Source organism: Winogradskyella sp. MIT101101, assembly GCF_047126865.1.
Lineage (GTDB): Bacteria > Bacteroidota > Bacteroidia > Flavobacteriales > Flavobacteriaceae > Winogradskyella > Winogradskyella ouciana.
On sequence record NZ_CP138982.1, the window covers coordinates 2,833,933 to 2,846,190 of the forward strand.

A 12,258-nucleotide genomic window follows, 5' to 3' on the forward strand; every position below is an offset into this window, starting at 1 on the left:
TTTCAAAAATAATATATTTTAGTGCTCGTGAAGATTATCCGTATCATATTGTTTCCCTTTGTGCCTATTTACTATGTTGTAACATGGGTGCGCAATTGGCTGTACGACAAGGGTATTAAGTCTTCTAAATCTTATAATTTGCCGATTATCTGCGTTGGTAATCTCAGTACTGGTGGTACGGGAAAGACACCAATGATTGAGTATTTGATTCGATTATTGAAGGACAGAACATCTGTAGCAACCCTAAGCAGAGGTTATAAACGTATTACAGAAGGATTTGTATTAGGAGACGATGATGCCACTGCTGATACTATTGGTGATGAGCCTTATCAGTTTTATAGAAAATTTGAAGGCATTGAGGTCGCTGTTGATGGTGATCGCCAAAATGGTATAGAACAGCTCCTAGCACTAGATAACAAACCTGAGGTTATTTTATTGGATGATGCCTTTCAACATAGAAAAGTAAAAGCGGGTTTTAATATTTTGCTAACCAGTTATTACAATCTTTACTTTACTGATATGGTATTGCCAACAGGAAATTTAAGGGAGCCACGTTCTGGTGCTAAACGTGCAGACATCATTGTTGTCACCAAATGCCCTAAGGATATAACTGAAGCTGAAAAGACTAAAATAGAATCTAAATTAAAGATAAGATCGCGCCAGAAATTATTTTTTAGTCACATTGGCTATTCTGAAAATGTAATATCAAAGAATAAGAAATTAGAGTTGAAGTCACTACCAAGATTTACTTTGGTCACTGGTATTGCAAATGCTAAACCATTGGTTGGGTTTCTCGAAGAAAAAGGGCTGAAATTTGATCACGTAGAATACCCAGACCATTATAGCTTTAGACCCAATGATATAGAGATGCTGACTGAAAAAGAGATGATTTTAACGACAGAAAAGGATTATGTCAGATTATCTGACAATGAAAGCTTGGAAGCCAAATTGTATTATTTGCCTATAGAATTAATTATTGATGACGGTACTGTTTTTGATGAAGCAATCAAAGCATTTGTATACTAAAAGAAACTAGAGACCACCTCTTTACCCGAAAGTACATCGTAGAGTTTGCCTTCAAAATCTTCTTGTTTAAATGGCTTAGAGATAATATCATTAAAGCCTGCTTCACCAAACTCATGCATTTTATCTTCTAGAGTTACAGCCGTTAGCGCAAAGATGGTTAAGTCTTTATCAAAAGTTCTAATGATTTTAGTCGCTTCTAATCCGCTAATGCCTGGCATGTGGATATCCATTAATACTACATTGTATTCTGTAGATTTTACTTGCTCTATGGCAGCTTCTCCATTGTCAACAACATCGCAATAAAGTCCCATTTTGTTTAGGATTTTCTTGGTAATCATTTGGTTGATTTTGTTGTCTTCAACAATTAAAATTTTCACGTTACTTAAATCCAAATCTTCCATCTTATTAGATTTTTTAATTTCTGCTACTTTAGGTTTTTCAACATTTTCAGCTTTTTCTAAAGGAATTTCAAAAAAGAATGTAGTGCCTTTTCCGAGCTCACTCTTTAAGTAAATTTTACCTTTAAGAATCTGAATAAGTCCTTTTACAATAGATAAACCTAGACCAGTACCACCATATTTACGGTTAATCTGCACAGAGCCTTGGGAGAAGCTCTCAAACATGTGGTCTTGTTTTTCTTTTGTAATACCAATGCCATTATCTTCAATTTCAAAGCGCAGCGTGTACTTATTGTCCTTTTGATCAATTTTGTACGCTCTCACCCAGATGTCTCCATCTTTTGTGAATTTAATAGCATTTCCAAGTAGGTTAATTAAGATTTGGGAAATCTTTAATTGGTCACCATTATAAGTTTCTGGCAACGTTTCTTCATAGTCTAAATGTAATTTAGTGCCATTGTCTTTAGCTGAATTGCTCAAGGCAGAAATTACATTTTCTATTTTGTTTTTAAGGTTGAATATTTCTGGGTCTAATTCAACTTTATTAGCTTCAATTTTATTGATTTGTAGAATATCATTTATAAAAGTTAAAAGATAATCTCCAGAGAATTTTAATGACTTTAAGTGTGGTACTTGATGCTCTTTAGGGTTTTCATCCAATAACATATTCGTTAGACCTGTGACAGCATAAAGTGGTGTACGTAACTCATGTGTCACCGTTGACAAGAAATTGGCTTTTGTCTTAGAGGCAAGTTCCGCTTTTTCTTTCGCTACAATAAGCTCATCGTTCTTTTTATGTAGCATATTATTGGTCTTTAACCTAATGTTATTGTTTTTATATAACGATAAGGTTAGAAGCGATAAAATTGTTATTAGAGCAATACTTAATATTGTTGTAATCCTTGTAAAATTACTTTCAGCATTTACTTCTTCTAAGGTTTCTTTTAGCTGTGCGTTTTGTGCGTCCTTATATTGATTAATCGATTGGCTTGTAATGCCTGGTGCTAAATTTTCTCTCTTAACGTTAAGTATAGAATCTGATAAGTGTATATGTTTTGTAATGTTTTCTAGAGAACTTTTGTAGTCTCCTCTTTTTTTATGAATATCACTTAAGGTTAAATAGGCTTCATTAATATTTTCTAGAAGATTATATGATTTTGCTATAGATAAACCTTCTTCGACTTGAGTTAGTGCCAAATCATTACTGTTAAGGGCACTAGAAACCTTACCTGTTTGTATTAGGGCACTACTTAAAATGGGTCTTTGGTCATATTTTTTTGCAATGATAACAGTTTTTTCTAACTGTGTTTTAGCTTCATCATAGCGCTCTAAGGCGATATAAGACTTTGCTTCGTTCAAAGTAACTTCAGAAATGTATTTTTCTAAGTTTTCTTGCTCAAATAATGTTTTGGCAGAATTATAATACTCTAGGGCATCAAGATACTCTTCCTTTGTATTATGGATAACACCTTTAATATTATAAGTAATGGCGAGATTTGCGTAATCGCTGTTTTCGCGTTGAAGTTGAATAGCTGTATTAAGAGCTACATTAGCTTTATCCGTTTCACCTACAAGATATCTTACTTTCGCAATTTTTGTGTGAATTGATCCAAGACTTTTTTTGTCGTCAATTTTTTCAGCAATTTCTTTAGCCTTGTCTAGATTACCTAATGCATTATAATAGTCTCCACGATCACTTTCTAGCTTAGCTTGGTTAACACGTTCTTGAAGTCTCATAGATAGCATATCCTCATCTTCGACATCATTTACTTGTGCGAAAACCAGACTGCAAAAACACGCTAAAAAAACAAATATGTAATATTTGATTCGGGACATTTCAGCTCACTTTATTTAAACAAATATAATTATTTATTCGACAAAAGTGCTTTTTTATCCGATAAATTGCAAATTAAATCTATAATTCTTGAACTATAGCCAGTTTCGTTATCGTACCAACCTACGATTTTAACCATGTTTCCGATGACAGAAGTCATTTGAGAATCGAAAATACACGAGTGTGGATTACCCACAATATCTATTGAGACTATTGGATCTTCGGTGTATTCTAAAATACCTTTTAAGTTGGAATTTGAAGCCTTTTTAAAAAGCGCATTCACTTCTTCAATAGTAGTGTTTTTTTCTACGTTAATGGTTATATCTGTAAGTGAACCGTTAGCAACTGGGACTCTAATACCACAACCACCAATAACATCTGACAAATCTGGAAAAATCTTTGTCAAGGCTTTTGCCGCTCCTGTAGTCGTTGGGACTATAGATTGTCCAGCCGCTCTAGCACGTCTTAGATCTCGATGTGGCTGATCGTGTAAACTTTGATCGGTAGTATAAGAATGCACCGTTGTAATGTATGCTTGTTTTATGCCAAAATACTTATTGATCAATGCAATCATTGGTGCAGCATTATTTGTTGTGCAAGAAGCATTGGATATTATGGTTTCAGAACCGTTAATACTGTCATCATTAACACCTAAAACTATGGTTTTTATATCATCATCCATGGAAGGGACTGATAAAATAACACGTTTTGCACCATTATTAATATGATGTTGTAAATCTGATTTGGTTTTAAATTTACCAGTAGCCTCTATAACAAAATCAGGCTGAATTGCTTTCCAATCAATAGATTTTGGATGTGATTGATTATAAAGCGGAATCGAAGTGTCATTAACCACAATATGACTTTCATCTGACGAAATATGATCCTTTAGAACACCATGAATACTATCATACTTTAGCAAATGACTTAAAGTCTTAGTATCTGCTAAATCATTTATGGCAACAATTTCTACTTCTGGATGTTGTTGAGCTAACCTAAATACACGGCGACCAATTCTACCAAATCCATTAATGGCAACCTTAATCATTAGTTGATATGTTTTTGTGCCTTGTACGAAGATCTCACCAAAGCACTACTCTCTACATGTCTAAAGCCAAGGTCTAATCCAATTTCTTCAAACTCTTTAAACTCATCAGGATTGACAAATCGTTTTACCGGTAAGTGTTTCTTACTCGGTTGAAGGTATTGCCCAATGGTTACTACATCCACATCATTTTCCTTTAAATCGTAAAGTGTTTCTATAACCTCTTCTCGAGTTTCACCCAAACCTAGCATAATACCAGATTTTGTTCTACGCTGACCTTGTTGTTTTAAGTATTTTAAAACTCCCATACTTCGGTCGTATTTAGCCTGAATCCTAACTTCTCGGGTTAATCGTCTTACAGTTTCAATATTGTGGGATACCACTTCTGGCGCAACGTCTATAACTCTATCAATATGTTTTTCTATACCTTGAAAATCTGGAATTAAAGTCTCAAGCGTCGTTTCAGGGTTCATTCTACGAACAGCCTTAACGGTTTCTGCCCACATAATACTTCCCATATCTTTAAGATCATCTCTATCTACACTTGTTAAAACAGCATGTTTAATTTGCATGATTTTTATAGATCGCGCTACTTTTTCGGGTTCGTCCCAATCTACAGTTTCTGGTCGTCCTGTTTTAACGCCACAAAATCCGCAAGAACGAGTGCAAACGTTTCCTAAAATCATGAATGTAGCTGTACCTTCTCCCCAACATTCACCCATGTTCGGGCAACTTCCTGAGGTGCAAATTGTATTAAGTTTATATTTATCTACAAGACTTCTGAGTTCAGTGTATTTTTTGCCAGTAGGTAATTTAACCCTAAGCCATTTAGGTTTACGTTCTGGTAAAATATTTGAAGCAACTTTGGTTTCCATTCATTTTCAATTTCGAGAAAGCAAAGATACAAAGTAATAAATTAAAACAGCCTACAAAGTGGTTAGATACCAAATGCTAAATCCTATAAGAAACAGTATGCCCATCCATGATAAAACATGAAGGTATATACTTGGTCTCCATGCTTTGGGTGTGTGCTTACTGGCTATTAATTTGTAATTGATAATGGCATAGAAAGGTGCGGTGACAAATGACAGAATTGTTGCGATTTTTATAAGTAATCCCATTTCTGAGGCAAAAGCGAAAAAGATAAAAAGTGTCCCTGTGGTTAAAATTAAAATCCAGAACAAATAGCCATTCTTTTTTGGTTTGTCAAATAATAAATCTACACTTTTGGACATTGCTCTAGGTGAGGCGTCTAGTGTGGTTATGGTAGTGCTAAACATGGTGGTTAATGCTGCAATTCCGATAATGATATAGGCCCAATTTCCTAAACTTTTGGTATATAAATCAATGAGCTGATTTGAGAAAACAGCAGCTTTCTCGCTGAAGGTTTCGCCAGAATTGAACATTACAAAATAACCGAGACAAACAAATGCTATACCTAAGATTATGGCTCCCATGTAACCAATATTAAAGTCGAGTAAAGCACTTTTGGGCGAAAATGAACCTTCGTCCTTTTTCTTTTCTATAGCCCAAATGGAATGCCATACGGAAATATCCAAAGGGGCTGGCATCCAACCCATAAAGGCAATTAAAAATGCAATTTCCACTTTACTTTCAGGTAAAATTTGAACTAAGGAAACTGAAGCTTCAAACTCGGTAAAAGCAAAATACACTGCAACTAATGTACTAATGGTCAGGGTAACGATTATAACCTTTATGAGCTTGTCTAAAGTACTGTATTTGCCTAAAAAGAGTATTAATAAGCAAATGGTTAAAATGATAACTGTCCAAATTTCAACACTGTCTATACTTTGAATGCCAAAATTTAAAAAACTTATATCTCCAAATAGGGAATTTGCCAACCCAGCTGTTACTATAGTTACCGCAGTTTGAATAGTAAACATAGTAGCAAGGCTCAAAATAAAATAAGCTATTAGTATGCCTTTACCTAATTTACGGTAACCTTCCAATAAACTTTCGCCAGTAGCAGACGCATATCTAGGGCCAAATTGAAAAAACGGATATTTAAATAAGTTAACTAGTAATAGTGCCCAAAGTAGGCCTAAACCAAAATCGGCTCCAGCTCTTGTGGATTGTACCAAGTGCGATACTCCTATTGCTGCACCTGCAAATAATAGTCCTGGACCTAGTTTTTTTAATTTTGAAAGCATTAGGATTTAGTAATAATGGCTGCCAAAAGTTTTTTTGCCCTTAAAAGCTTTATCTTAACATTATTGATAGGTTCGTTGAGATCTTCTGAAATTTCTTTGTAACTGAGTTCTTGAAAGTACCTCAGGTTAATCACCTCTTGATAATGCGGCTTTAGTTTTTTTATATCCCTAAGTAGCTTGGCAAGATTTTGTTCCGTAATGATTTTGTCTTCTGGTGTAGGCGAATCATCAATAATTTCAAGATAATGGTCTTCATCATCTTTTGATGTATTTCTGATTGTTCTATTCTGTTTCCTTACCAGGTCAATATGGATATTTTTTGATATTGTAATCAGCCACGTTTTAAACTTATAATCTTCATTGTAAGTGTCTATCTTGTCAAAAGCCTTTGAAAAGGTTTGGATGGTGATATCTTCAGCATCATTTTCATTTTGGGTGCGCTTTAATTGAAAGGCATAAACATCATTCCAAAAGGTGTCTAGTAAAAAATTGAACGCAGTCTGGTCATTCTCTTTAGCTTTTTTAATCGCGTCTTTTATTTCCAATGTTTGGGTGTAGATATAAGGTTAGCAATAAATATACTTAATTGTGCGGTAATTAAAAATAATTCTAGAAAAGGGGTAATAAGGATAAGACCAACTTCATTAAGTTTTTTAGCAGCCAACCCAAAGCTTGCAAGCTGAACTATATAACGTAAAACAACAAGTGTTACTACCCATTGCCAATTATAACCAATTAAGAGTAGTAGCGTGCCTAAAATCAAGAATAGGAGCTGGGAAGTGTAAAACAAACCCAATAGAATTTGATGATTGCTTTTGTACAGACTAGCAGTACTGATATGTCTTCGCTTTTGTGAAATCCAATCTTTAAAAGCGGTTTTAGGCTCTGAAACGGTGAAACTTTCTTTAGAGACACAAATTGCTGTATTCTTGTCATCAGCAACTTCGTTTATAAATAGATCGTCATCTCCAGACTTAATGGCCATATGACCATTGAAACCGTTGTTGTTAAAGAACAGTTCTTTTCTGTAAGCCATATTTCTTCCGACTCCCATATAAGCTCGCCCTAGACTTGCGTATGAAAAGTATTGTAATGCGGTAAACACAGTCTCAAAACGGATAAGGCTATTTAATATAGAAAATCGCTTTTTAGCATAAGCTCCATAGCCTAGCACTATTGCTTTTTGATTGGAGAACTTACTACTTATGTGCTGTAGCCATTTACTGGAATTTGGTCTGCAGTCCGCATCAGTAAAAACCAGAAAATTATGTTTTGAAGCTTTTATGCCCAGTGTTAGCGCATATTTTTTATTTCCCCAAAACGCTTCGATGGGTTTGGCATCAACAATTTTAATATTGCTATGATGTTTTTTGAACCTCTCCATGACACTTAGGGTTTCGTCAGAAGAACTATCGTTAACCAAAACAATCTCAAAATCTGAATACTCTTGCTCTGCAATTAAGGGAAGATTTCGCTGTAGATTTTCAGCTTCATTTTTCGCACATATTATTACAGAAACAGGGATATGCTTTTTTAAGCGAACCTCTTCTCGTTTAATAGAGAACGAAAAAAGAAAAGTGAAATAATAAGTAATTTGAATACATACTATTACTAAAAAAGCAAAGAATAGTATTGTAAAACTCATTAAGGATTAAGAATGTTGAGGTTCGTTACAATCTTCAAATTGATCTGGAGTTTTTCCACAAAAACCACAAGCTTCCCCTTCTTTATTGAGCATTGGGTTTTGACTGGCACAAGTACCTGCAAATTCACCATCTTTTTTTGCCCATAGTTTTATGGCTATACCTGCTATTGCCAAGGCTAATAATCCTAGTGTTATAAGTAGTAATTTCATTAAGAAGAATCAATTTGATGCAAAGATAATGCTTTTGCTAATAAGTTATAAATCATATCTTGCCAACCTCATTAAAAAAGGCGCATTTGATTAAATGCGCCTTTTTTATTTATGATAGCAACTTCTGTTATTCTTTTTCTTTTAAAGATACCTCTGCTACCTCAGTATCGGTGGTGTTGTTCGCATCTCCTTTGTTACCAATTTTAATACTCAAGGCCAATGCATCTTCCATGTATGGTATTGGTCTCAATTTACGATCAGACTCGTCCAAAATACCTAAATTAACCATTCTGTCTTGTAGCTCAGCCCAAATTTCATAATGCTGATCTTTTGGCAATTTAGGTAATGTTATCACATCAATCATAGATGTTTTTTCAACAGGATTGATATATGCTACAGTTTTTAAATCTTTAGCACGGTCATTACCATTGATAACATATTTTCTTGCATCCGGATCGTTCAATTTGTTTAGCTCTCTAGATAACTCATCTAGTTTAGCATTGTTGTTTTCAATATCACTTCTTAGATCAAAGATTTCATCAACGACAACATTATTCTCGTTAGATAAATTTTGATTTTTTTGATATAACATAAATGATGTCACTGCAAATAATATAGCTGCTGCACTAGCGGCAATGCTATACCAAGGTGTCTTTCTGTTTTGGACCAACTGAATAACCTTTGTGTCATTAGACTCTTCCAAAGCATCTAAGATATTTGCCAAAACATTTTTTGGCACATCAACGGCACCTGCCTTGGCAATAAGTTCTAAATTATACTGCAACTTATCATAAGCTTTGGCAGCTTCTGGGAAGTTATTAATATAATATTCTACTTCCTTAGTTTCTTCACTGGAAGTCTCACCTACTAAATACTTATTCAGTAAGTTAGAATTTAAAAAACTATGTAATTTTGTTTCCATAATAAATATTTTTAAGGGTCGTAAACTTTTTTAAGTTCGCGCAAACCTATTTTTAATCTAGATTTAATAGTACCAAGCGGAATATCTAATTCATCACTCGCTTCCTGTTGTGTCATACCTTGAAAAAACAGGGCATCTAACACAATTTGGTACTTTTCTTCTAATCGTCCAACATGCTCTTTAATATCCATAACATCTTGGTTTAAATTGCTTGTTGGTAAGATATATACGTTTGAAGTATCAATTTGGACTTCTTTCTGGTAGCGATTATTAAAACTTCTGAGTTTATCTATGGCAGTATTTCTCGCAATACGGAATAACCAAGTGAATAATTTTGCTTTGCTTGAGTCATATTTATGAGCGTTTTTCCAGACTTTTATAAAAGTCTCTTGCAAGGCATCTTCAGCTATTTCCTCATTTATTGTAATTTTTAAAATTACACCATATAAACTACTGGAATAATTTTCATAGAGCAGATTTAAAGCACGTTTATCTCCTTCTTTAAGGAAATCAATTATTTTTTGCTCTGTAGGTGTAATACTCAAAATGTTAAAATCTTAGTGTTTTTAGTTTATGTAACGTCCAAAATGGATTTAAAGACGTAAATATAAGTAATTAGGCCTTACAAGGTTAATAGCACATAATAAGTTAGAATAGTTTTCTCCCTTGAGAGATTGGTTAATAGCATTTTAAAAAATTATTCTAAATTAAAAAGCCGCAATTTAATTTGTGGCTTTTTGTTTATATAATATTGACCTCAGTTTCAATAGAGATATCAAAAATGCGCTTAATTGTCTTTTTAATTAAAAGAGCCATATCATAAATATCACTTCCTTTTGCGTTGCCATAATTAACTAGTACTAGGGCTTGTTTATTGTGAACACCATAATCATTAAAGCGTTTACCTTTAAAACCAGCTTTTTCAATAAGCCAACCCGCAGGCACTTTTATACTTTCATCAGAAACCTTGTAAGAAGGGACTTCAGGGAAGTTTTTCTTAAGCTTTTCAAATTGGGCTTTTGAAATAATAGGGTTTTTGAAAAAACTCCCACTATTACCTATCTCTTTAGGATCTGGCAATTTACTTTGTCTTATGGCAATGACGGCTTCAGATACATCGCTGATTGTTGGATTGGTAACACCTGAAAGTTTCAATTGATCCTTTATAGCGCCATAATCCATATGTAATTTATGGCTGGTTTTGCTTAACTCAAAATTTACACTTGTTATAATGTATTTTCCTTTTAGTTCTTGTTTAAAGATTGATTCCCTATAATCAAATTTACAATCTTCTTTGGTAAAAGTTTTTAGGGTTTGACTTTCTACATGCATTGCTTCACAACTCACAAAAACATCTTTGAGTTCCACACCATAAGCTCCGATGTTTTGAATAGGTGCTGTACCAACGTTTCCTGGAATAAGAGACAAGTTTTCTATTCCACCATAATTATGATCTAAGCACCAAAGAACAAAATCATGCCAGTTTTCACCAGCCATAGCCTTTACAATTACCTTATCATCAGTTTCACTTTCAACTGTAATACCTTTTAGATTGATATGAAGTACCAAAGCTTCAATATCTTTTGTTAAAAGCATGTTACTCCCACCACCAAGAATAAAAAATGGATTTTGATATTGCTGTTCTAAAATGCTTTTAAGCTCTTCTACTGTAGATATATTACAATAAGAAGTCGCTTTTGCATCAATGCCAAAAGTGTTAAAAGGTTTTAATGAAACATTTTTTTCTATGGTCATTAGTCTTTATAAGCTTTTAGTGCTTCTGCCAATATTTTTACAGCAATTCTTAAACTCTCTTCATTTAATACATAGGCAATACGAATTTGATTTTTGCCAACACCTGGTGTTGAATAAAAACCAGCTGCGGGTGCAACCATTATAGTATTGTTTTCGTAATCGAAAGACTCTAAAAGCCAACGCGCAAAATCATCAGAATTTTTCACAGGCAGTTCAGCAATGCAATAAAATGCGCCATTGGGTTTAGCTACTTTTACACCTGGAATTTTCTCTAACTCTTCTATGAGAATGTTTCTACGCTTAACATACTCTTCAATAACATCATCAAAATAGCTTTGTGGGGTTTCCAATGCTGCTTCACTTGCAATTTGTGCCAGAGTTGGTGGACTTAACCTTGCTTGGGCAAACTTTAAAGCCGTTTTAATGACCTCTTTGTTTTTTGAAACCAAATACCCGATACGAGCACCACACATGCTGTAACGTTTAGAAACAGAATCGATGACTATAGCGTGATTTTCTAGTCCTGGTTCTTGTAAAATAGAATAGTGGGAGATGCCATCATAGACAAATTCTCTATATACCTCATCTGCAATTAAGAACAGGTCGTGCTTTTTAACTATCGAAGCCAATTTTTTAATCTCTTCTTTTGAATACAGATAACCCGTTGGATTCCCTGGATTGCAAATTAGTATAGCCTTGGTTTTTGGTGTAATCAACTTTTCAAACTCTTCAATAGGAGGTAAGGCAAAATTATCTTCAATTTTTGAGATCACAGGAACAACGTTAACTCCTGAAGCTGTTGAAAACCCATTATAATTGGCATAAAATGGCTCAGGTATTATAATTTCATCGTCTTCGTCCATTATACTTCCAAAAGCGAATAAAAGCGCTTCACTTCCTCCCGTTGTAACAATAATGTCGTTATGGGTAACGTGTATTGAGTTACGCTCATAATATTTTGCTATTTTCCTTCTATAATCCTCAGAACCTTCTGAGCGTGAATAGGCCAAAATATCTAATGAATGCACTTTTACTGCATCTAATGCAATCGTAGGTGTTTTTATATCTGGCTGACCGATATTAAGGTAATAAACTATTTTTCCTTGTTTGTGAGCTTCTTCAGCATAAGGTACCAATTTTCTAATTGGAGATTCTGGCATATTAATACCTTTTCTTGAAATTTTTGGCATCGTTGTAGTTTTAAAGCGCTAAGTTCTGAAATTTCTTAAAGTTTATGTAAAAAATAACGCTT

At 34.0% G+C, this 12,258-nt stretch carries 12 protein-coding genes; 1 reads left to right on the forward strand and 11 read right to left on the reverse strand.

The window, feature by feature from the left end; all coding sequences use genetic code 11:
• Nucleotides 1-27 precede the first annotated feature (27 nt).
• Nucleotides 28-1,026, forward strand: coding sequence for a tetraacyldisaccharide 4'-kinase (lpxK, locus tag SIB89_RS12765; RefSeq protein ID WP_412561916.1), 999 nt, complete (start codon nt 28-30; stop codon nt 1,024-1,026).
• Here the strand turns inward: lpxK and SIB89_RS12770 are convergent.
• The 11 genes from SIB89_RS12770 to SIB89_RS12820 all read right to left on the reverse strand — a co-directional run bounded on the left by SIB89_RS12770 (nt 1,023) and on the right by SIB89_RS12820 (nt 12,196).
• Nucleotides 1,023-3,170, reverse strand: a complete 2,148-nt coding sequence (locus tag SIB89_RS12770; protein ID WP_412560077.1) for an ATP-binding protein — start codon at nt 3,168-3,170, stop codon at nt 1,023-1,025. The two genes, lpxK and SIB89_RS12770, sit on opposite strands and share 4 nt — an antisense overlap.
• A 119-nt stretch (nt 3,171-3,289) precedes the next feature.
• Entirely contained in the window at nt 3,290-4,306 is a 1,017-nt protein-coding gene (gene gap, locus SIB89_RS12775; RefSeq protein WP_412560078.1) for a type I glyceraldehyde-3-phosphate dehydrogenase, read from the reverse strand.
• The gene (lipA, locus tag SIB89_RS12780; protein ID WP_412560079.1) at nt 4,306-5,178 is read right to left on the reverse strand and encodes a lipoyl synthase; all 873 of its coding nucleotides are present in this window, start codon (nt 5,176-5,178) and stop codon (nt 4,306-4,308) included. Before lipA ends, gap begins: the two co-directional genes overlap by 1 nt.
• A 51-nt stretch (nt 5,179-5,229) precedes the next feature.
• Nucleotides 5,230-6,474, reverse strand: a complete 1,245-nt coding sequence (locus tag SIB89_RS12785) for an Nramp family divalent metal transporter (protein WP_412560080.1) — start codon at nt 6,472-6,474, stop codon at nt 5,230-5,232.
• Complete coding sequence (locus SIB89_RS12790; protein WP_412560081.1) at nt 6,474-7,019, reverse strand: RNA polymerase sigma factor; 546 nt, start codon at nt 7,017-7,019, stop codon at nt 6,474-6,476. Before SIB89_RS12790 ends, SIB89_RS12785 begins: the two co-directional genes overlap by 1 nt.
• Entirely contained in the window at nt 7,010-8,119 is a 1,110-nt protein-coding gene (locus SIB89_RS12795) for a glycosyltransferase (protein WP_412560082.1), read from the reverse strand. Before SIB89_RS12795 ends, SIB89_RS12790 begins: the two co-directional genes overlap by 10 nt.
• A 6-nt stretch (nt 8,120-8,125) precedes the next feature.
• On the reverse strand, nt 8,126-8,329 hold the full coding sequence (locus tag SIB89_RS12800; RefSeq protein ID WP_155088448.1) for a membrane or secreted protein: 204 nt from the start codon (nt 8,327-8,329) through the stop codon (nt 8,126-8,128).
• Nucleotides 8,330-8,456: 127 nt separating this feature from the next.
• Nucleotides 8,457-9,251: an anti-sigma factor domain-containing protein gene (locus SIB89_RS12805; RefSeq protein ID WP_155088449.1), complete on the reverse strand. Its 795-nt coding sequence runs from the start codon at nt 9,249-9,251 to the stop codon at nt 8,457-8,459.
• Between the two features lie 11 nt (nt 9,252-9,262).
• Complete coding sequence (locus SIB89_RS12810; protein WP_155088450.1) at nt 9,263-9,796, reverse strand: RNA polymerase sigma factor; 534 nt, start codon at nt 9,794-9,796, stop codon at nt 9,263-9,265.
• Nucleotides 9,797-9,992: 196 nt separating this feature from the next.
• On the reverse strand, nt 9,993-11,006 hold the full coding sequence (gene murB / locus SIB89_RS12815) for a UDP-N-acetylmuramate dehydrogenase (RefSeq protein WP_412560083.1): 1,014 nt from the start codon (nt 11,004-11,006) through the stop codon (nt 9,993-9,995).
• Entirely contained in the window at nt 11,006-12,196 is a 1,191-nt protein-coding gene (locus SIB89_RS12820; protein ID WP_412560084.1) for a pyridoxal phosphate-dependent aminotransferase, read from the reverse strand. The genes murB and SIB89_RS12820 overlap by 1 nt, the downstream gene beginning before the upstream one ends.
• Between the last annotated feature and the right edge of the window lie 62 nt (nt 12,197-12,258).